Origin of the sequence: Yoonia sp. R2-816, assembly GCF_046762905.1 — a bacterium.
GTDB lineage: Bacteria > Pseudomonadota > Alphaproteobacteria > Rhodobacterales > Rhodobacteraceae > Yoonia.
In genome coordinates this window covers 170,876-191,255 of record NZ_JBKQXN010000324.1, presented here as the reverse complement: position 1 = coordinate 191,255, position 20,380 = coordinate 170,876, and the positions used below count along the sequence as shown (strand labels likewise).

Below are 20,380 nucleotides of genomic sequence, written 5' to 3'. Positions count from 1 at the left end.
ATTACCTCTGTAAGCAACACCGGAGGATCCAGATGTCCAAACCACTCCTGACCTTGTATCTTGCCGCCCCGCGCGGGTTTTGCGCCGGTGTTGACCGGGCGATCAAGATTGTCGAGATGGCGTTGGAAAAATGGGGCGCGCCTGTCTATGTCCGCCACGAGATCGTGCATAACAAGTTCGTCGTGGATGGCTTGCGCGACAAGGGGGCTGTCTTTGTCGAGGAACTGGATCAGTGCCCCGATGATCGCCCCGTTATCTTTTCCGCGCATGGTGTTCCAAAGGCGGTCCCCGCGGCCGCTGCCAAGCGCGAAATGATCTATGTCGATGCCACCTGTCCGCTGGTCAGCAAGGTCCATATCGAGGCGCAGCGCCATGCCGATAACGGGTTGCAGATGATCATGATCGGTCATGCAGGTCACCCGGAAACCGTGGGCACGATGGGGCAATTGCCCGAGGGCGAGGTGCTGCTGGTTGAAACAGTGGAGGATGTAGCGGAGGTGCAGGTGCGCGACCCGGCCAAGTTGGCCTTTGTCACGCAGACGACCCTTTCGGTTGATGATACGGCCGATATCGTGGCCGCCCTGCAGGCGCGCTTTCCGGCCATCGTCGGGCCGCATAAGGAAGATATCTGCTACGCCACCACCAACCGCCAGGAGGCGGTCAAGGCGATGGCACCGAAATGCGATGCCATGCTGGTTGTTGGTGCCCCCAACTCATCAAATTCCAAGCGACTGGTCGAGGTAGGCGCGCGGGCCGGTTGCAACTATGCCCAGCTGGTGCAGCGTGCCACCGATATCGACTGGCGCGCACTCGACGGGATCACGTCAATGGGTATCACGGCAGGTGCATCGGCCCCGGAAGTGCTGATCAACGAGGTGATCGGCGCCTTTCGCGCCCGGTTCGACGTGACTGTCGAACAGGTCGTCACCGCCGAGGAGAACGTGGAGTTCAAGGTACCGCGCGTGTTGCGCGAACCGGCGTGAGCCAGCGCGCGATTTATCCCGACGGTGTAAGCGCCGCTGACATACCGCTGAAGCTGTCGCCGGGCGTCATTTCGCATGGGCATCTGTTTCTCACCGGTATGACAGGCAGCGCGCCCGATGGCACCATGTCAAGCGACCCTGAAACCCAGTTTCGCGCTGCATTTGATAAGATCAGCGGTCTGCTTGCCACAATCGGCGCGGATTTTGGTGCTGTGGTTGAGATGACAAGCTATCACATCGACATGGCCAGACATTTTGACGTATTTGAAATGGTGCATGGCGACTATGTCCGCCCGCCCTACCCGGCCTGGACCGCGGTCGAGGTGGCTGGATTGCGGCGCGCTGGTGCACTGGTCGAAATCCGCGTCATTGCGCGGGCTGATGCGCCTGAACCCTAGTCCCTCAGCAGCGTCGTCAGATGCGCAACAGCCTGTGCGTTGCGCTGCGCCATTTGCGCCTGCGTGGGTTGGGGCACCCATCCGATGACCCGCCTGATCTGCAGGTCACCAACCAGAAGCCCCAGGTAAAGCTCTAGCGCATCGTTAACGCTGTCAAAGTGCAACTGTCCCCGGGCACGCGCCTGCAAAAGAACCTGCCCTATCAGCGGCCCGACGGTTTCGCGCCCCTGTTGCGAGATGACTGCCCCTAATTCACCGCTTGGATCTGCTGCTGGGCGAGCGGGCGGTGGCGCTGAACCGGGCCACAGAAATACTTTGATGCGCAGTATGCGCTGATCTGGCCTGCTGTTTTGTCCGGCCAGCTTGCCGTTCTGATCATTCTGACACAAGTTCTACGCCATGCATCGCTTGGCCCGAACCGCCCCGCCACCGTCACAGCTTGACCTCCTACAACGACACTGGACAGATATTCGAGAACACAGAATGATCTGCACAAGCCGATCAACCGGGGATATTCATGATCAGTCTGCACATCGCCTTGCCCGCAGTTCTTGTCTGCGCGCCGTCGTGACACCGGATCGCATCACGAAGATCGCATGGGATTGGGGCGCGGACGGCGCGGACCATGCCGAAATCGTCCGCAACCCCGATGGATGGCAGATTTCCGGCGCAAACGGCGCAACCCGCTACCGGATCACAACCGATGCATCCGGCGCCGCAACCAAGCTGAACGTCAACACAACGCAGGAATTGACCCTGCGCCGCGGCAGCCAGGGCTGGTGGTATCCTGACGGCAGGTTGATCGCAGGCAGTGCCAATGCGCTTGACCCCGACATTGCCTGCACTGCGCTGACCAACACCCTGCCAATCAGACGGTTGGGTCTGGCCATCGGCGCGACAGCGGAAATTGACGTTTTGTACATTCCGGTACCTGCACTGGAACCGGCCATTGTCCGCCAGTGCTATACCCGACAGGCGGACGGGTATCTTTACGAAAACCGAGACTCGGGCTTTCGCGCGTTTTTGTCCGTGGACGCCGAAGGATGGGTCACCCACTATCCGGGTGTTTGCGATATGATGGAGCCTTCCCAATGATCAGCCTGCAATTCATTTTGACCGCGATTGTGGTCTGCATCGCCCCAGGTACGGGGGTCATCTACACTCTGGCCTTGGGGCTGGGTCAGGGCCGCCGGGCAGCGATTGCTGCCGCGGTTGGATGCACCCTGGGGATTGTTCCGCACCTTGCTGCTGCGACACTGGGGCTGGCCGCCCTGCTACATTCCAGCGCGGTCCTGTTCCAGATCGTCAAATTCGCAGGTGTCGCCTATTTGCTGTACCTCGCCTGGCAGGCGCTGAAATCGGATGGTGCGCTGTCGGTCAAAGGGGACGCAGTGGCACAGCCCGTTACGCGCATCGCGTTGCGCGGTGCCCTGATCAATATCCTGAACCCGAAACTGTCGATCTTTTTCTTGGCCTTGCTGCCGCCGTTTCTGTCGGGCAATCCAACCACGGTGACGGCAGAGATGATCCTGCTGGGCGGTATCTTCATGGTGCTGACATTTGTCATCTTCGTACTTTACGGAGTCTTTGCCACCTTTGCCCGCATGTGGCTGTTGCAAAGCAAGGTGGTCATGCGCTGGCTGAACCGGTCCTTTGCGGCGATCTTTGCCGGATTGGGGCTGCGTCTGGCGTTTGAGAAGGCTTAGGCGGCATCGGCATTTGCTGCGGCGGGGGAATGAAGGTAAACGAGGCGAGACCTGACAGACTGATCGCAGAAATCGCATGAACGCCATCCCCCGCTCTGCCCTGATCCTTGGCCTTGCCGGCCTGCTGCCGTTTCTTTGGGGTGCGTTGACCGTGCTGCGCCCCGAGCTTGGCCTGTGGGGCCAGATGAACCTGGGCGGGCGGTTTGTCGGACCTTATGTGCAGTTGTTCTATGGCGCCGTCATTTTGTCATTCATGTCTGGCGTGTTGTGGGGTTTTGCGACCAAAGCGACGGGCCGGACCGCGACAGCCGGTTACGTTCTTTCTGTCATCCCCGCCCTTTGGGCGTTTTTCATGACCGGCGGCGGCCCGGTTGCGGCTGCGGTCAATCTGATCGTGGGCTTTCTGGCCTTGCTGTTGCTGGACTGGCATTTCTGGCGGCTTGAACTGGCCCCTTCCTGGTGGATGCATCTGCGGGTACTGCTGACCGCGATTGTCGTTCTGTCCTTCCTGCCTGTGGTGTTCTGAATGGCGGATGAGAAAACCATCGCCATCTATGATGTTAAGGCCGCTGATTATGCCCGGCTGGTTACGATGGACACACCTGATGCCAGCCTGCAGGCCTTCATTGATCTGATCCCTGCGGGTGGTCGTGTGCTGGACCTTGGCTGCGGGCCCGCCGCTGCCTCGGCCCATATGCGCGCGGCGGGGCTGGACCCGGACCCGGTGGATGCATCGCAAGGCATGGTTGATCTGGCCAACCAGACCCATGAGATCAGCGCGCGGCTGGCCACCTTCGATGATATCGACGCTGAGGCCGCATATGCAGGCGTCTGGGCCAATTTTAGCCTGCTGCACGCCCCGCGCGACGCCCTGCCCCGTTATCTGGCCGCGCTTCATCGCGCGCTTGAATCTGGTGGCATCATTCATGTGGGTATGAAAACCGGTGAGGGCGCGGGCCGTGATGGTATTGATCGGTTTTATACCTATGTGACCGTGGCGGAACTGCAGTGCCTGCTGACAGGTGCCGGGTTCACTGTCACCTTTACCAAGGAAGGGCGCGAAAAGGGGATGGCAGGCACGATGGACCCGTTTGTGATCATGCGGGGGGGCAAACATGCCTGATCTTTACGCCTACACGGACGGGGCCTGTTCAGGAAATCCCGGCCCCGGCGGCTGGGGTGCCTTGCTGATTGCCCGCGAAGGTGACCGGGTGGTCAAGGAGCGGGAATTGCATGGCGGTGCCCCGGAGACGACCAACAACCGGATGGAACTACTGGCCGCCATCACCGCACTTGAAACGCTGAGCAAACCTACAAAAGTGACCGTGGTGACCGACAGCGCCTATGTCAAAGACGGGATCACCAAGTGGATCCATAGCTGGAAACGCAATGGATGGAAGAAAAAGGGTGGACTGAAGAATGTCGACCTGTGGCAGCGCCTTGATGCCGCCGCTGCCCGCCATGATGTGACGTGGGAATGGGTCAAGGGCCATGCGGGCCACCCTGAAAATGAGCGTGCCGACGAACTGGCCCGCGCGGGCATGGCCCCGTTCAAGCCATGATGGAACCGCTGCTTTTTCTGCCCGGCATGATGTGTGATGCCCGGCTTTATGGTCCGCAGATCGCTGCCTTTTCGCATGAACGGCCCGTGATGGTCGCGCCCTTTGGTCTGCATGAGACGGTGCAGGCGATTGCGACGGATGTGCTGGCACAGGCGCCTCCTCGCTTTGCCCTTGCTGGCCTGTCCATGGGCGGGATTGTCGCGATGGAGGTGATCCGCCAGGCGCCTGACCGTATCACAAGGCTGGCCTTGCTGGATACAAACCCCAAGGCGGAGGCCGAGGCGATTGCAGCCCGCCGAGAGCCGCAGATCGCCAAGGTGCAGGATGGCCGGCTGCGCGCGGTGATGCGGGATGAAATGAAGCCGAATTACCTGACCGATGGGCCGCAGATGGGTCAGATCCTTGATCTGTGTATGGCGATGGCGGAAACGGTTGGGCCTGCCGCGTTTGTCGCCCAATCCCGCGCTTTGCAGTCCCGACCCGATCAGCAGGACACGTTACGGCACGTGACTGTACCGACCCTGATCCTGTGTGGTGAGGATGATGTGCTTTGCCCTCTGCACCGGCATGAACTGATGCATGATCTTGTCCCCGGGTCGACGCTGACCGTCATCAAGGGGGCCGGCCATTTGCCTACCTTGGAACAACCCGACGCAACAAATGAGGCATTGGCGCAATGGCTGAACCGGTGATCCCCGACGATCTGCTTGCGCTGCTGCAGCGGGTCGATACCCCTACCGTCTGCAACGCGATTGAGGTGGCCCAGGGCAAGCGCGGTTTTGATGCCTATACCAAGGGCACGATGCAATGTTCGGCCCCCGGCCAGTCCATGGTGGGGTTTGCCCGGACGGCGAAGATTGCGGGCCGCGAACCGCCCACCGAAGCGCCGGATGTGATCCGCGCCCGCAGGCTGGATTATTTCCGGAATATGGCCGCAGGCCCCCGCCCCGCCATCGCGGTGCTGGAGGATGTCGATTACCCCAATTGCGTCAGCGCGTGGTGGGGCGAGGTCCACACCAATGTGCATAAGGGGTTGGGGCTGAATGGCGCCCTGACCAACGGGGTGATGCGCGATCTGGGTGATCTGGCCGAGGGGTTTCCCGTTGTGGCAGGCTCCATCGGGCCAAGCCATGCATTCGTGCATGTGCGCGAGCTGGGTACGCCGGTGAATGTGTTTGGGATGAGAGTGCAGCAGGGTGATCTGGTACATGCAGACCGGCATGGCGGGCTGGTGATCCCGCCAGAGGTGATCCCCGATCTGAAAGATGCGATTGAGAAAATGTGGGCGGGCGAGCAGATTATTCTGGGACCGGCGAAGCAGGCTGATTTCGATCTGGACACGCTGCTGGAGGCTTGGGCAGAATTTGAAAAAGCAAGGACGTAGGAGAAACCATGAATAGACTGCTAATAGCAGCCTGCTTGCTGATGGTTGTGACCGGTTGCAGCACTTCACTTGAGGAAAGCCTAGAGAAGTCGCGCCTCGAGATTGTCGATCCGACACCGGACGGGGATTTCAGCGACGCATACTTCCGCGACACGCTGACTGGTGAGACGTGCGAAAGACGTAGGCCGGGTCGGATCGGCTGTTGACGACTTCGGAAGGTTTGGGGCGCTAGCTGCCTTCAACACGATTTTTCGATATTTGCGCTGTTTGCCATTCGAGCGTTTACGGCGGCCGCGGCATTCTGGTGCCTGTGATGGACACGATCATTGCCGCGCATCACTATGAGGAGTCGGTGACTTTACTGCGCGAAGACCGGGCCAGCCAAGCGGCGTATTACCCCAAGAGTGATAATCCGCATCGCTGCTGGAACACCGGTCGCATCTTTGGGAAAAGGTAGATTGACCGCGACCCTTTGCCTGTTATTGAACGAAGGTTCGTCACGGTGACGCCCCGTTAAGGTCATTTTTGACGTGCAAGGTCGATGGATAGATTACCATTGGACCGTTTAAGATATGCGCCGCCTCATCATCCTTTTGCCCCTGCTTCTGTCAGCCTGCATGTTTGGCAACAGCCATACCCGTGCGATGGAGGACACATCTGCGGCCATGGCCGAGGATCAGACGTCAGAGCAGGTGCGGACCCAATACTGGCGGCAGCAATCGACATTCTATACAACGACGCCTTGGCGATCCCCTCCGGTCAACGGACGCAACTAGGGCAGACAAACTTTCGCCGAAAGTTTGTAGCCAAATTCTTGGAAGAATTTGGGCGTCAGGCGACTTTCAGGACGATCTTTCCGATATGGGCGCTGCTTTCCATGCGTGCATGGGCCGCTGCGGCATCTGCGAGCGCGAATTCCTGATCCATCACCGGGGCGATGGTGCCTACGTTCAGCAAAGGCCAGACATGTTCGCGCAGCTGGTCGGCGATCCGCGCCTTGGCAAGGTCGGACTGCGGGCGCAGCGTTGATCCGGTCATGGTCAGCCGCCGCGGCATGAGCTGGACGAGGTTCAATTCCACTTTGGGCCCTTGCAGGAACGCGATCTGCACCAATCGGCCATCATCTGCCAGTGCTTGCAGGTTGCGCTGGATGTAAGGGCCGCCAACCATGTCGAGGATCAGATCGGCCCCGCCTTCTGCTTTCATGGTCTCGACAAAGTCAGCCTCGCGATAGTTGATCGCCTGTTCGGCACCCAAGTCCACGCAAGCGGCGCATTTTTCGTCCGACCCGGCGGTGGTAAAAACCCGCGCGCCTTTGGCCTTGGCCAGCTGGATCGCGGTTGTTCCGATACCGGAGCTTCCGCCATGGACCAGAAACCGCTCGCCCGCCTGCAGCCCGCCGCGCATGAAGACATTGGACCAGACGGTGTAGAAGGTTTCCGGCAGGCAAGCCGCCTGTTTCAGGGTCAGCCCATCCGGTACGGGCAGGCAATGGGCCGCGGGTGTGGCGACATATTCGGCATAGCCGCCGCCCGGCAGAAGGGCGCAGACCTGATCGCCCACTGAAAGATCTGTGACACCCGTCCCGATTGCCGTGATTTCGCCCGCAGCTTCGAGGCCGGGAAGATCGCTGGCGCCGGGCGGCGGGTTGTAGAGGCCTGCACGCTGCAATGCATCGGGACGGTTCACGCCAGCATAGGCGACCTTGATCACCACCTGATCATGTGCCGGTTCGGGCATGGAGCGTTCAGTCAGCGCCAGAACCTCTGGTCCGCCGGGTTTGGTGATTTCAACTGCTTGCATCTGCTTGCCCCCTATTCGTTCGAGGCAAGATATGGGCCATTACGCCAGCCTTGGCCAGTTCTTCAGGTCTGATCCCGCCACATACCGGGCAGATCGACCGGCGGCACCTTTGTCGGTGCCTTGATCGCACCCAGCATCCGCGACAGCGGTCCGGTCACAGGTTTCAACAGCGGGTTCTGCTTGACCTGCGCCTTCACCTTTTCAAACTGCATCACATCATCGATCCGCCGGTCGATGAAGGCGTCCGTGGCCTGACCATCAAGGCTGTCATCACCGAGCCAGTAAAGCACGACGGAGCCATAGACGCCCGACAGCGTCATCCGCTTGGTATACCAGTTGATGTCACGCGAGGTGTCGCCCAGCGCGTCCCAGATGGCGTCAGCGGTCCCCCAGATCAGCTTGGTTCCGTCAGGTGCCATATGGGGCAGCGCAAAAAGCGCGGTGCCCCGGCGCACGGCCTCTTTGTCATCAATGGCACGGATGCGCAGCCGTAACGCATGAGCGACCTTGTCGCGAAAGCGCATGTCGGACATGTCCGCCTGCTTGAGTGCTGCGACCATCGCCCCATCGCCACGCTGATGATAGGCAACCGCCAGATCGACGGCACCGCGTGGGCAGAGTGTTTTGGCATGGGCCGGGTCCAGCCCGACCTCGGCCACGGCTGCGTTGAAGGCAACTGGTGCCCAGCCGTCAAAGGCCACATGGGGCAAGATGGCATCGATCAGTTTATCTTTGGCGGGGTCAATCGGGGCGGTCATCATCTGTCGTCCTCCATGTCGGTGGCACTAGACAAACTAGCACGCCTTTGCTAAATGCCCACTTCCTGCAATTTTTGCAAATCCAACTTAGAAAGGTGGTGTAAACCACATGCAGGTTAGTGTTCGTGATAACAACGTCGATCAGGCGTTGCGTGCTTTGAAGAAGAAGCTCCAGCGTGAGGGCGTTTTTCGTGAAATGAAGCTCAAGCAGCATTTCGAAAAGCCGTCCGTGCGCAAGGCGCGCGAAAAGGCCGAAGCCATTCGCCGTCAGCGCAAGCTGGCTCGGAAGAAGCTCCAGCGCGAAGGTATGCTGTAAAGCGACCCTTCGACGTGACGATCAAGGAACCCCCGGCTGAGCGATCAGGCGGGGGTTTTGTTTTGCGCAAAGGCGTCGGTCTTTCCGGCTGACCCCGCGTAAATACCACGCTTTCCAACTACAATTTCACACGCCGCTGACAACGGTCGCCGTTTAAGCCCGGACCGGGGTGAGCGAATCGAACAGGTCAGACCTCCGGCAAAGCCGGACCATCTGCCCTGTCCGTTAGTGATGTGCTTGCCCGCAATTTTAACGCGTCCAACGCCAAAACATGCACAAGGAACACAGATGCACATTTTCACGAAATCGTCCCTGGCGGCTGTCATGGGCTTTCTGCCCACCGTCGGGCTTGCCGATTTTACCGGTGGTTATGCGGGGATCGCCATCGGCGCTATTAGCGGCGACGGCAAGGTCGCCGCTGAGTCAGATGGCTTTGACTTCGGTTTGGGGACATTTGACCTCAATGACGATACCAGCTTTTCCGGGTTCGCTGGTTATCAAATGCAGGACGGCAATCTGGTTTACGGCGGCGAGATTGTTCTGGGCCAGGCGTCTGACGGCGGCGCACCGGACGCATCAATCGATGGCCTGGAAACCACGGCTGTCGATATCAAGGGCCGGGTGGGTTACGTCTTTGAGGATCGTTTCCTCGCCTACGGCACCGCGGGTTTCACCCAGTTGACCACGGAATTTGATGTTGGCGGCGTGGATGGTGAGGCCGATGCCGATGGCTTTATCGTCGGCGTTGGTGTCGATTATCTGATGACGGACAATATCGTGCTGGGCGCGGAATTCACCAGACGTCAGGTCGAAGGGGCATTGCCCGAGGATGTTTTTGAAGAACCGGTCGATATCGATCTGGATGTGAATGCGTTTGAACTGCGCGCTTCGTTCAAGTTCTGATCATGTGACGAGGCTCAGGACCCATTGATCCTTCGCTATGCGCGTTCTGGCTCAGCAACACGGCTGGGCCAGACTTCGCACAGGCCGGCGCAGAGGACCAGCGCGCCTCCGGCGATTTCCAATATCCCCAGATGTTCGCCTGCCATCAATGCCGCGGAAATGGCGCCAGTCAGTACCTCGACCATCAGCAGGATGCCGACCCGCGCCGGTTCTAGCCGTGCTGTCGCCCACATCAGCGCGCACATCGACAGCCCCCACCAGATGCCGCCCGCCAGCAGGCTCCACCCGATGATGGCCGGGATGTTCCGGATTGGCTCAGGATCGGTCGCAGGAGGTAAGAGCGGCGCAAGGATCAGGGCGCTGATGGTCGCGCCCGCCGCGAAGACAAAGGCGGTTTCGCCCGGGCCGGTATCTGCCTTGGCCCTGATCCCGGTTGTGGCGACAGCCCAGAAAAACCCGGAGATCAGGCCCAGCCATTCGCCCATCCCGCGCGGAACGGGCACCTGTCCATCAGCGCCCAGCATCAAGGCCAGACCAGCAAACCCCAGAAACAGTGCCGCAATCCGTAGCCGCGTGGTGGGCCAGCCCATGACGTAGCGCCCGATCAGCGTGCTCCAGACCGGGGTCAGGAAGAACAGGATCACGATAATCGCGACCCGCCCGTAAAGCAGGCCAATCGAATAAAGGACAAAGGCCGCCCCACCCAGCGCGATCGACGCCAGTGCAATGGGGTTGGATCGCGCCAGATGATGCCGCCGCCGGATCGCCACAGGCGCAAGCAGAACGGCCGCCGTTGCCACGATGGCTAGCGTCCCCCACGCCCCAGGCAACCCCAGTTCGGCCAGCTTGCGCACCGGCACCCAGTAGAGCCCCCAAATCGTGCCGGTGACGACAACCAGCACTGTGGCAATAAGCGTGGTACGATCTTGCTGCATGGGATCGGGTTTAGGGAACGGTGCTGGCGAAGGAAAGAGACAGCCGGCGCTAGATATCGCGGAATCTGTCGCCATCGCGGATCATGCGGGTACCGGGTGCGGCGGACAGATGACGCAGGATGCTGTCATCCCGGTTCAGTACAACACCAACGGCCACATAGCGCATGTCGCGTGATCGCGGTCGGGTATTGTCGTCGGCATAAATGTACCAGCCGGTATCCGGCCAGCGATCCTTGCGCCATGGCCGCCACGTTCGCCACGCTGATCGACGTTCGATCCGACCGATCCGTACGCCACCGTTCAGGATGCGCGGATCGACATGGCACCGGGCGAACATCCGGTCTTCATGGCTGATGTCATCAACCTTCGGTTCCCACACGCTGACAATATGGTGGTCCTGAAACCGGATGATGTCACCCGCTGTCAGGCCCGGAATATCCAGCGGCTGATTATCAAGCTGGCCAAAGGCGCCGACCTCATCACGCCCCTGGAAGGTGACCCACATCCGTTCGGTTCCGTTGTGTGGTGACAGGCTGCGGAACATCAGCTTGACCAGATCACCGGGGACAAGTGCCGCCTTTTCAGCGTCGGACGGGACAAAGAATGTATAGGGGTTTTCCTGCTGGATGGGCCGCGGGTCGATTAGCTGCCACGCAGACACGTCAAGATTTGGCCCATTCTCAGGGACATCATCCACCATTTCACTCGTTCCGATCACAGACTTACCCACGCAAACAAAACCGGGATACGGGCATAAGTATGTCTTGGTGATGACATGTCAGTGCGTTCGCACACAGTGCGACGTGAAGGCCACACAATCTGTGACGTGGTCGGCATCCGCAATCAGGGGTGGTGTTGCGCAAATGCTGCCATTAGACCTGACGCGCATTCGGGTCGCCGTAACATGACCCCACGAAAAACCATACTGGTCAGAATTTTGCCAAGATTGCCCGCCAAGGTCCGAACAAATAGTAAAAGGTCATTGAGACGTGAATAAGCTGACAGTTGATGGAATGCGCCCAACGGCATTGGGCAAACATCTGATTGCAGATTTTTATGATGCATCGCGGTTGTTCGAATGTGCCCCGGCGGGCGAGATCCTGCGTCAGGCTGCTTTGGCCGCCAAGGCCACCGTGCTTGAGGTCAATATGCATGATTTCGGCGATCGCTGCGGGTTTACAGGCGTTGCTGTGTTGGCCGAGTCCCATATCTCGATCCACACTTGGCCGGAAAACGACTATGCCGCGATTGATATCTTTATGTGCGGCGATGCCGAACCGATGCGCAGCCTTGATGTGCTGCGCCAGTATTTTACACCCGGTCGCGAGCAGGTGGATATCCTGCAGCGCGGAAATATGGCGCAGCTTGCCCTGGCTGCGGCATCCGCGTGACCCGCAAACCATGTCATGAGTGAGCTGCGCAGTTGCTACATCACATTCAGTACCTGCGCGCTCTTTCTGGTGGCCTACGCCCTGAACGGGCCGACGCTGAACGCCAGCTATCTCGACACGTTACCCGAAGCGTTTGCTGGCGTTTTACGCCATGGCAGCCTGTTGCACCTGTCGGGCAATATACTGGTAATCTTCTTTGGTGGTCTGATCGCGGAGCAGCGTCTGGGCGCGGCTCGGCTGCTTGCACTGATGCTGGCCTGCGCCATCGGCGGCACGCTGGCCCAGTATTACATCGCCGGGCCCCGGTTCATCGGGGCGTCGGGAATATCCTACGGGTTGCTGGCTTACGGGGTGATGATGGCCCGGCCCCCGTCGGGCATGGCGCTGGCAGGTCTGGCCGTGCTGGTGCTGCTGGTCCTCGAAGTGATTTATCTGTCGCAATCCGTTGCCGTCTACGTCCATATCGCGGGCGCTCTGATTGGAGGAAGTCTGGCCGTGTTTGAATCCCTTTTCGGAAGCAAGACCCCGACACTGAAACCCATGCAGGCGAGCCATATCGCGCGGGTTGTCGAAATCATCGGCCAGACCGATGACGACGACGCCGAAGAAGCCGAATCAGGCTTTCTCGAGGACGGTCTGGAGGGCATGTTCGTCCTGATGCAAAAGGGCGAAATCCTGGGCGTCACCGGCTACAGTCTCGATGATCAGGTAGATGACGTCGCGTGGCTTTCCTGGACCTATCTGGACCAGAAACAGACCGGTCAGGGGCTGGGCGGCGAGATGCTGAACGGGCTTCTGGGCAAGCTGAAGGATTTCGGGGTTCGCAAGATCTTTATGGCGACCAGCGACTACGCCGCCTTTGGCCGCCCGATCTATGCCAACGCCCACAAGATGTATGAGGATTTCGGTGCGCAGGTCGAGTTGACCGTTCCGGACTATCATGACGTCGGCGAGGCCAAGATCGTCTATGGCCTTGATAATCCAGAATTTGTTGCGCCCCCACCGCCACCGCCAAGCCCACAAACCGGGTTGGCCGTTGCCGACATCGGCAAGGAACCCGAGACGAAAAAGGTCATGGGCCTGCGCTGGGAAGAACGGCCAGTGGGGCTGGCGGGCATGGAATATGCGCTTGGAAAAGCAGCTGACAAAGGCGCGCGGATGGTCGTTCTGGCCATCCCCAGCGACCTGTCAGATGCCAATGCAGTTGCATTAGAAGCGCACAATTTCAAAAGATGTGGGATGCTCAAAAATTACTACAATCCTGCATTGCATCAGGTATGGTGGGTATGTTTGTTGGGGGCATAATCAGCTAGTGCGTTTTTTGCGTACGTCAAAGGAGAGGCTTATGCTTCAAAACATTAAATTGATCGGCGCAATCGCCGTCGTTGGCTTTATTGGCTATTCCGTTGTGTCCGGTTCCGCGTCTGAGCAGACCGCAGACTTGGGGCAGGTTCTTGACCGCACCGAATTCGTCCTGACCGAGTATCAGGGCTATCTGGGCGAAAGCGGGATTACCGATGTGACCGACCAGCAAATGGCTGAATTCACAGAATTCTATACAATCGTTCTGAACAGCGAACCGCGTTTTTATGGCAAGACCCTTGGTCTTGAGGTCATGCCAGACGCCACATTCCTTGGATTTGCGGACGAAAACGCAAATGGCGTACAGGACACTGACGAAGGCAAGGTCTTTACCGTTGAAATCGATGAGGCGAACCGTCGCCTGATCGCCACTGACGTTGCCGGCAACGCCTCTGGCCTGCAATTCTCGGGCACCGGTTTCCTGGCGGGTGCGCTGATCGGCAATCTGATCAGCCGCCAGCGCGGCGCAGGCATCAGTGCTGCCAGCTTCAATAACCGCACGGCGACGCCACGCAGCAACTACCGCCCGCCATCCAGCGCGCGCACAGGTGGTCCACGCTCTGGCAAGTAAGCCTGCATAGACAATCAGGGCCCAGTGACGCCAAGCGCGTGCTGGGCCTTTTTTATTGTTTCAACTCAATAGGTTTCCCGTGGCAAAACGCGAATACAGCTACACCGATCTTCCACAGAAACAGGCGGTCGTCCTGTTGGGGTCCATCCTGGTCGTGGCCCTGTGCGGCATCGTTTACGAACTGATCATCGGGACCGTATCCAGCTATCTTCTGGGCAATTCGGTCTATCAGTTTTCGCTGACCATCGGCTTTTTCATGTTCGCGATGGGCGTGGGATCTTACGTGTCCCGCTTTATCGAAGGCAATCTGGTCCAGGCCTTTGTCTGGGTCGAACTGATCCTCGCCTTTGTGGGCGGCATGTGCAGCATCTCGCTTTTCATGCTCTTTCCCTATGCCCCGTGGTTCTATCAGGTGGGCATGTTCACCTTCATCTCGACCATCGGCTTTCTGGTCGGCCTCGAAATTCCGATCCTGACGCGCATCCTGTCGGAACGCTCCACCACCCGGCAGTCCATCTCTGACGTGCTGTCGCTGGACTATATTGGCGCGCTCGTCGGCTCTGTCGCCTTTCCCATCCTGCTGCTGCCATCGCTCGGCCTGATCACCGCGTCCTTCGCCATCGGCCTGACCAACGCGGCCGTCGCACTGCTGAACATCTTCTGGCTGCGGGCCTATTTGGATAACTTCCACCGGATGCTGGGTTATGCGATTGCCACGATCGTTTTGCTTTTCGTGCTGACCTTGTCCGCGTCCAAGATCACCGGCTTTGCGCAGGATCACTTGTATTTCGACCGGGTCGTCTGGCGCGATCAATCCCAATATCAGAACCTTGTCGTCACAAATACCTGGAAAACGAACGACATCCGTCTGTTCATCGACGGCCATCTGCAATTCGCCGAAACTGATGAATACCGCTATCACGAGGCGCTGGTGCATCCCGTGCTGGCCTGGGGGGATGCGCCAGAAAGTGTGCTGATCCTGGGCGGCGGTGACGGTCTGGCGATCCGCGAGGTCCTCAAGCATCCATCGGTGACCCAAATTGATCTGGTCGATCTGGACCCGGAAATGACGCGGCTGGGGTCGGAGTTTGCCCCGCTGGTGCGTCTGAATGGCGGCAGCATGCAGTCCGATATCCTGACCGTCTACAATCAGGATGCTTTTGTGTTCGTCAAAGACGCCGAGCAAAAATATGACCGGATCATCATCGATTTCCCCGATCCGCATAACGAGGCTTTGTCCAAGCTATATTCCGTCGAATTTTACGCCATGGTATCCGCCATCATGGAGGACGGGGGGACGCTGGTCACCCAAAGCTCCTCTCCCTTCTTCGCGCCGCATTCCTACTGGACGGTCGCACTTACACTGGAAGAGCTGTTTCCGGATGTGATCAGCTACAACACCCCGATCCCATCTTTCGGCATCTGGGGGTTCCACATGGCCAGCAAACAGCCTGACGGCACGCTCGGGCCACTACCCGACGGGCTGCGTTCGCTGACACCCGAAAGCTTCGCCGCCGCCCAGAGTTTTACCACGGACCTCAAGCCAAGGCGGGAGTTGGAAGTGAACTCGATCTTCAATCCGACGATTTACGAGGAATACAACGCGGATTTGAGCCGGATATAACTGTAGCGCTGTTGATCAGATATCGCTTTTCCTGCACAGTAAAGTACTGCTTTCTTGAGCCGCCACGTCGGTCCTTTGGAAAGAGGGACCGAGACAAGGGAACGTTTAGTGCAACACGACTATTTCCCGATGGGCTCCCGACGGCTGAGACGTATCGAAAACAGCTTGCGAAAACGCTGCGCCAACCTACCCGAAGAAAAGCTTCAGGCGGTCTACGGTCATTTTACGAGATGGATGCCTGGCCTGGAACCAAGTCGTTTTGCCCTAAACGGCCAGACTGTCGACGTTGTCCAAAGAGGTCGGACAATTGCTTTTCCCCGACCAATGCCGTTAATCAAATATTCGCATGTGGCGTTTGGCTATGAAGAAATTCTCAAGCGTAAATATTCTTTACCAGGTTTCGTCGAAGTTGCGTCGAATGACATTGTTGTGGATTGTGGTGCCTTCGTGGGCGGTTTCAGCCTGAGCGCGGCCAGAATAGCCGAAGAAGTTCACTTATTTGAACCAAGCGCCGCCAACGCGTCAGCAATCCGACAAAACTTTTCACAAAGTACCAATATAGTCGTCAATGAATGTGGGCTCTTCTCGGAGGACAAGGAGATGGTGCTGAACCTGTCTTCCTCTGCCGTAGAGCATTCTCTGTTGCAACCAGATGAAGGCGGCATCATAGAAAGCCTGACCATCAAGGTCCGACGGTTGGATACCTACTTCAACGGCCAGAAAGCATCTCCCGACTTTGTGAAGATTGAGGCGGAAGGAGTAGAACTTGAAGTGCTTGAAGGATTAGGCGATCTGCGCCCGCGGCAAATTGCAATTGACGCGAGTCCTGAAAGAAATGGCGAAAGCCCAATTGATGATCTTCAAAAGGCTCTTGAAAAAAATGGTTATGATTGTCGGCGACGGTTTTTCATGCTCTTTGCGAGACGCGCTTGAGCAAGGTTAGATATGACTGATCTGGTCGCATTTCCAAGAAAAATCTATTTTCTTTGGTTTCAAGGAGTCGAGAATGCGCCGTGTTTGGTTCGGTGGAATCTGACACGGTGGATTGAACTCAATCCCGACTATGACGTCATCACTCTTGATGCCAAAACTTCGGCAACATACCTGGATGATTTAGCGATTGATCCTGCAAGCCTGTCATTACAGGCTCAATCCGACATCATCCGACTATGCATCTTGCGACGGCATGGCGGCATCTGGGTGGATGCATCCGTATTTCCAATCAAGCCGCTCAGCTCTTGGCTCCCGGAAGCGGCAGACAAATCTGACTTTTTTGCATATGAACGAGAAGGGGTTGTCCTTCCTATGTCCTCATGGTTCTTGGCCGCGAAACACGATGCTCTAATTATTCGCAAATGGTATGAGGCAACACTGCATTATTGGTCAGTAAAAAGGGATCCCCTGCAAGAGCCAGGACAACCATTGTTTGTGCCAGATGACCCTTCTGCGATCATGGCGCCGTTCGAGCCGCAGCTTGCACGCCCCTACCCATACTTCTGGCTCCACCATTTATTCGGCATTCTAATCTCGACAGATTTCAAATTCAAAGAAGAATGGGAGAAACGACACCGGAAACCTGCGGCTGATCCTCACTTGTTCGCAGAGTTTTACAATCGATCGGCTAGGCCGAACTCTGGTGTCAAGCGTGTGCTACGACAGATAAGCAAGAAATACTCCGAAAAGCGTATCATTGCTAAGGTGAAATGCGATACCGAGATGCAAAAGCTTGATTGGCGCGTTGGCTATCCACGATCATTACTTGACGCCTTGTTGTAGTCTGGTTGCCGGCCGCTGGGCCTCAATGCTGTTCCGGCACCAGGATCTCGCGCTTGCCCACGTGGTTGGCGCTGCTCACCACGCCTTCTTCCTCCATCTGCTCAACCAGACGCGCGGCCTTGTTATAGCCGATGGCCAGTTTGCGCTGGATATAGCTGGTCGAACATTTGCGATCCTTGATCACGATGGCGACCGCCGTGTCATAAAGCGCATTTTCGGCGTCTGATCCATCACCCAGACCTAGCACCAGATCGATGCTGCTTTCGGCATCATCAGAAGGCCCTTCAACGACACCGGACATGTATTCGGGCGGGCCAAACCCTTTTAGGTGGTTGACGATTTCCTCAACCTCTTCATCGCTCACGAAGGGGCCATGGACACGGGTAATTTTGGACCCGCCTGCCATGTAAAGCATATCCCCCATGCCCAGGAGCTGTTCGGCCCCCATTTCACCCAGGATCGTGCGGCTGTCGATCTTCGATGTCACCTGAAACGAAATCCGGGTGGGAAAGTTCGCCTTGATCGTGCCGGTGATCACGTCCACCGACGGGCGCTGTGTGGCCATGATCAGGTGAATACCGGACGCACGCGCCATCTGGGCCAGGCGCTGAATGCAAGCCTCGATCTCCTTACCCGCGACCATCATAAGGTCGGCCATCTCATCGACGATCACGACGATATAGGGCAGCACCTCTGGCTGGAACTCCTCGGTCTCGAAAATCGGATCGCCGGTTTCATCGTCAAACCCGGTCTGCACAGTGCGGCTGAACATCTCGTTCTTGGACAGGGCATCCTTGACCCTGCCGTTATAGCCATCAATGTTGCGCACGCCCATCTTGGACATCTTGCGATAGCGTTCCTCCATCTCGCCCACGACCCATTTCAGGGCGACGACCGCCTTTTTCGGGTCGGTCACAACGGGGGAGAGAAGGTGCGGAATGCCGTCATAGACGCTGAGTTCCAGCATCTTGGGGTCGATCATGATCATCCGGCATTCCTCCGGTGTCAGCTTGTAAAGCAGCGACAGGATCATCGTGTTGATCGCCACGGATTTACCGGACCCGGTGGTCCCTGCGATCAGCAGGTGGGGCATCTTGGCAAGGTTCGCGATGATTGGCTCGCCCCCGATATCCTTACCCAATGCAAGCGGCAACTTGTGGTTGCCGTCGCCGAAGTCGCGGTGGCTGAGGATTTCGCGCAGCACGACCTTTTCGCGGTTCTCGTTAGGCAGTTCGATCCCGATGACCGACCGGCCCGGCACGGTGGACACACGGGCCGACAGCGCCGACATGGACCGGGCGATATCATCCGACAGGCCGATCACGCGGCTGGCCTTGAGGCCCGGTGCCGGCTCAAGCTCGTACATCGTGACAACAGGGCCAGGGCGGACCGATACGATGTCACCCTTGACGCCATAGTCGTCCAGCACGCTTTCCAGCATGCGCGCGTTTTCTTCCAGTGCTTCATCGCTCAGATGATGCCGCTGGATTTCGATCGGGTTCATCAGCAGGCCCAGCGGCGGATGTTCGTAGCCGGGATATTGGTCCTCGAATTTCAGCGTCGGTTGCGCCTCTGCCTTGGCCTGAGTGGAGGGCTGCGGGGCCTTTTTCGGCGGGTGTCTTACGACGCTCCGCGGCTCTGGCGTGGGGGCGGTGGGTATGTGCGGCGCAGGGATCGGCATGTGTGGTTCGGCCATGCGCGGCGCATTCGGATCCTCGAACACCGCATCGATATCGCTGGCCACATCATCAACCGGATCAAAGATCAGCGGTTTGGGGCCGCGCCCGGCAGTTAATGAGGGTTCGATGCGTACGCCAGTCGGTGATGGCGGCACGGACCGGTTCTTGATCGCGTCGGCAATGCGCGCGCTGACACGGTCGCTACTGCCGGTGGGTGGTTCTTCTGCCGTTGGCTCCGGTGTGACCAGTTCCGGTTCCGGCATCTCGTTCCGCTTGAGCAGGCCGGACAGGAAGCCGCCGCTTTGTTGCGGCTCTGCCGCTGCACGGGCGGGCGCGGCGAGCGGCGGAGCCGGTGGCATTTTGGGCGCGGTCAGGGGTGGTTCCTGCGTGGGCACAGCCGGGTTTGCGCGCACAACAGCGGCGGCCCTTGCCTTGAAATCCGGCACCGGCACGGCGCGTTCGGCCTGCGCCTCTTCCGTCAAAACGGCGTCACGGGCGGATCGTGCATCGGCCGCTTTTGCCCGGCGCGTTTGCACAGTTTCGGTCAGACCCTGGGCCGCATGGGCCGACAGAGCCGCACCGCGGCCCAGAATTTTCAGGATCAGCGCATAGAGCATGATGGTGCCCAGCATGACAAAACGCAGGGCGGTCCTGACCTCTGGCTTGGTGAAGCCCAGCACAAAGGCCATCAGCACCAACAGCGCCCCGAAGGACAGAAGCGATAGCAGTTTGACACCAAAGATCGTCCCGAAGGGCACAATGGTCAGGATGACGGCAAGCACGGTATCGCCAAACAATCCGCCAAGACCGAAATTGGCTGGCCAGTCGGCCCCCGGTGTGAGCGTTGCGGCATGAACCGAGGCCAGCACGATGGCGACGGGCGCGAAGACCAGCCGCCCGATGGCACGTTCCTGCCCGCGATGGGTGATGAAACGTGCGCCCCATGTGATCAGGATGACGGGCAAAACCCAGATGCCAAGACCGATGATCATCATCAACGGGGCCGCCAGTGACGCACCCATATGTCCAAGCCAGTTCTGCACCGGGGCATCCGTGGCCGAGATCCAGCTGGGATCATCTGGGGAATAGCTGCCCACCATCGCCGCAATCAGCAGGCCCGCAAAGACCAGACCGATCCCCAGCAATTCCTTGCCGCGTTTTTCGATGGCGGCTTGGGTCGTGCTGTCCAAAAGCGGATCGCGCTGCCGTGTCTGATATGATGCCATTCT

25 protein-coding genes are annotated in these 20,380 nt (G+C 58.6%); 19 read left to right on the top strand and 6 right to left on the bottom strand.

The features are described from left to right. Positions 1-32 precede the first annotated feature (32 nt). The gene (gene ispH, locus ACFWW2_RS23140; RefSeq protein WP_393932330.1) at positions 33-983 is read left to right on the top strand and encodes a 4-hydroxy-3-methylbut-2-enyl diphosphate reductase; all 951 of its coding nucleotides are present in this window, start codon (positions 33-35) and stop codon (positions 981-983) included. Next, entirely contained in the window at positions 980-1,381 is a 402-nt protein-coding gene (locus ACFWW2_RS23135; RefSeq protein ID WP_393932328.1) for a RidA family protein, read from the top strand. Before ispH ends, ACFWW2_RS23135 begins: the two co-directional genes overlap by 4 nt. Here the strand turns inward: ACFWW2_RS23135 and ACFWW2_RS23130 are convergent. Next, the gene (locus ACFWW2_RS23130; protein ID WP_393932326.1) at positions 1,378-1,770 is read right to left on the bottom strand and encodes a TetR/AcrR family transcriptional regulator C-terminal domain-containing protein; all 393 of its coding nucleotides are present in this window, start codon (positions 1,768-1,770) and stop codon (positions 1,378-1,380) included. The genes ACFWW2_RS23135 and ACFWW2_RS23130 overlap by 4 nt on opposite strands. Positions 1,771-1,864: 94 nt before the next feature. On the opposite strand from ACFWW2_RS23130, the gene ACFWW2_RS23125 reads away from it, so the two are divergent. The 9 genes from ACFWW2_RS23125 (at position 1,865) to ACFWW2_RS23085 (ending at position 6,809) form a co-directional block, all read left to right on the top strand. Further along, positions 1,865-2,476 (top strand): putative glycolipid-binding domain-containing protein, encoded by a 612-nt coding sequence (locus ACFWW2_RS23125; RefSeq protein ID WP_393932324.1) that lies wholly within the window; start codon positions 1,865-1,867, stop codon positions 2,474-2,476. Next, the gene (locus tag ACFWW2_RS23120) at positions 2,473-3,087 is read left to right on the top strand and encodes a LysE family translocator (RefSeq protein ID WP_393932322.1); all 615 of its coding nucleotides are present in this window, start codon (positions 2,473-2,475) and stop codon (positions 3,085-3,087) included. Before ACFWW2_RS23125 ends, ACFWW2_RS23120 begins: the two co-directional genes overlap by 4 nt. 76 nt (positions 3,088-3,163) lie before the next feature. Then, the gene (locus tag ACFWW2_RS23115; protein WP_393932320.1) at positions 3,164-3,613 is read left to right on the top strand and encodes a DUF3429 domain-containing protein; all 450 of its coding nucleotides are present in this window, start codon (positions 3,164-3,166) and stop codon (positions 3,611-3,613) included. After that, positions 3,614-4,210: a methyltransferase domain-containing protein gene (locus ACFWW2_RS23110; RefSeq protein ID WP_393932318.1), complete on the top strand. Its 597-nt coding sequence runs from the start codon at positions 3,614-3,616 to the stop codon at positions 4,208-4,210. Next, positions 4,203-4,649, top strand: coding sequence for a ribonuclease HI (gene rnhA / locus ACFWW2_RS23105; protein ID WP_393932316.1), 447 nt, complete (start codon positions 4,203-4,205; stop codon positions 4,647-4,649). Before ACFWW2_RS23110 ends, rnhA begins: the two co-directional genes overlap by 8 nt. Beyond that, positions 4,649-5,341, top strand: a complete 693-nt coding sequence (locus ACFWW2_RS23100) for an alpha/beta fold hydrolase (RefSeq protein WP_393932314.1) — start codon at positions 4,649-4,651, stop codon at positions 5,339-5,341. Before rnhA ends, ACFWW2_RS23100 begins: the two co-directional genes overlap by 1 nt. Then, positions 5,326-6,033, top strand: a complete 708-nt coding sequence (locus ACFWW2_RS23095; protein ID WP_393932312.1) for an RraA family protein — start codon at positions 5,326-5,328, stop codon at positions 6,031-6,033. Before ACFWW2_RS23100 ends, ACFWW2_RS23095 begins: the two co-directional genes overlap by 16 nt. A gap of 8 nt (positions 6,034-6,041) precedes the next feature. Continuing rightward, a complete protein-coding gene (locus tag ACFWW2_RS23090; protein WP_393932310.1) occupies positions 6,042-6,239 on the top strand; it encodes a hypothetical protein in 198 nt (65 codons plus the stop codon). A 366-nt stretch (positions 6,240-6,605) separates the two neighbouring features. Further along, on the top strand, positions 6,606-6,809 hold the full coding sequence (locus tag ACFWW2_RS23085; RefSeq protein ID WP_393932308.1) for a hypothetical protein: 204 nt from the start codon (positions 6,606-6,608) through the stop codon (positions 6,807-6,809). 55 nt (positions 6,810-6,864) lie between these two features. Here the strand turns inward: ACFWW2_RS23085 and ACFWW2_RS23080 are convergent, their stop codons facing one another. Continuing rightward, positions 6,865-7,836 (bottom strand): NAD(P)H-quinone oxidoreductase, encoded by a 972-nt coding sequence (locus ACFWW2_RS23080; RefSeq protein ID WP_393932306.1) that lies wholly within the window; start codon positions 7,834-7,836, stop codon positions 6,865-6,867. A gap of 62 nt (positions 7,837-7,898) precedes the next feature. After that, the gene (locus ACFWW2_RS23075; protein WP_393932304.1) at positions 7,899-8,597 is read right to left on the bottom strand and encodes a COQ9 family protein; all 699 of its coding nucleotides are present in this window, start codon (positions 8,595-8,597) and stop codon (positions 7,899-7,901) included. A gap of 106 nt (positions 8,598-8,703) precedes the next feature. On the opposite strand from ACFWW2_RS23075, the gene rpsU reads away from it, so the two are divergent. Then, positions 8,704-8,910, top strand: coding sequence for a 30S ribosomal protein S21 (gene rpsU / locus ACFWW2_RS23070; protein ID WP_100367708.1), 207 nt, complete (start codon positions 8,704-8,706; stop codon positions 8,908-8,910). A 288-nt stretch (positions 8,911-9,198) separates the two neighbouring features. Beyond that, the gene (locus tag ACFWW2_RS23065; protein WP_393932301.1) at positions 9,199-9,813 is read left to right on the top strand and encodes an outer membrane protein; all 615 of its coding nucleotides are present in this window, start codon (positions 9,199-9,201) and stop codon (positions 9,811-9,813) included. Between the two features lie 35 nt (positions 9,814-9,848). On the opposite strand, the gene ACFWW2_RS23060 is transcribed toward ACFWW2_RS23065, so the two are convergent. Both ACFWW2_RS23060 and ACFWW2_RS23055 read right to left on the bottom strand, forming a co-directional pair. Continuing rightward, complete coding sequence (locus tag ACFWW2_RS23060; protein WP_393932299.1) at positions 9,849-10,748, bottom strand: DMT family transporter; 900 nt, start codon at positions 10,746-10,748, stop codon at positions 9,849-9,851. A 49-nt stretch (positions 10,749-10,797) separates the two neighbouring features. Continuing rightward, on the bottom strand, positions 10,798-11,448 hold the full coding sequence (locus ACFWW2_RS23055) for a hypothetical protein (protein ID WP_393932297.1): 651 nt from the start codon (positions 11,446-11,448) through the stop codon (positions 10,798-10,800). Between the two features lie 289 nt (positions 11,449-11,737). On the opposite strand from ACFWW2_RS23055, the gene speD reads away from it, so the two are divergent. The 6 genes from speD to ACFWW2_RS23025 all read left to right on the top strand — a co-directional run bounded on the left by speD (position 11,738) and on the right by ACFWW2_RS23025 (position 17,472). Further along, complete coding sequence (gene speD, locus ACFWW2_RS23050) at positions 11,738-12,139, top strand: adenosylmethionine decarboxylase (protein ID WP_393932295.1); 402 nt, start codon at positions 11,738-11,740, stop codon at positions 12,137-12,139. 15 nt (positions 12,140-12,154) lie between these two features. After that, entirely contained in the window at positions 12,155-13,444 is a 1,290-nt protein-coding gene (locus ACFWW2_RS23045) for a rhomboid family intramembrane serine protease (RefSeq protein ID WP_393932293.1), read from the top strand. A gap of 40 nt (positions 13,445-13,484) precedes the next feature. Continuing rightward, complete coding sequence (locus ACFWW2_RS23040; protein WP_393932291.1) at positions 13,485-14,072, top strand: hypothetical protein; 588 nt, start codon at positions 13,485-13,487, stop codon at positions 14,070-14,072. A gap of 79 nt (positions 14,073-14,151) precedes the next feature. Further along, positions 14,152-15,696, top strand: a complete 1,545-nt coding sequence (locus tag ACFWW2_RS23035) for a polyamine aminopropyltransferase (protein ID WP_393932289.1) — start codon at positions 14,152-14,154, stop codon at positions 15,694-15,696. Between the two features lie 108 nt (positions 15,697-15,804). Beyond that, complete coding sequence (locus tag ACFWW2_RS23030; RefSeq protein WP_393932287.1) at positions 15,805-16,629, top strand: FkbM family methyltransferase; 825 nt, start codon at positions 15,805-15,807, stop codon at positions 16,627-16,629. A 12-nt stretch (positions 16,630-16,641) separates the two neighbouring features. Continuing rightward, positions 16,642-17,472: a capsular polysaccharide synthesis protein gene (locus ACFWW2_RS23025; RefSeq protein ID WP_393932285.1), complete on the top strand. Its 831-nt coding sequence runs from the start codon at positions 16,642-16,644 to the stop codon at positions 17,470-17,472. Positions 17,473-17,494: 22 nt separating this feature from the next. Here ACFWW2_RS23025 and ACFWW2_RS23020 read toward each other — a convergent pair whose 3' ends face one another. Next, on the bottom strand, positions 17,495-20,377 hold the full coding sequence (locus tag ACFWW2_RS23020) for a DNA translocase FtsK 4TM domain-containing protein (RefSeq protein ID WP_393932283.1): 2,883 nt from the start codon (positions 20,375-20,377) through the stop codon (positions 17,495-17,497). Between the last annotated feature and the right edge of the window lie 3 nt (positions 20,378-20,380).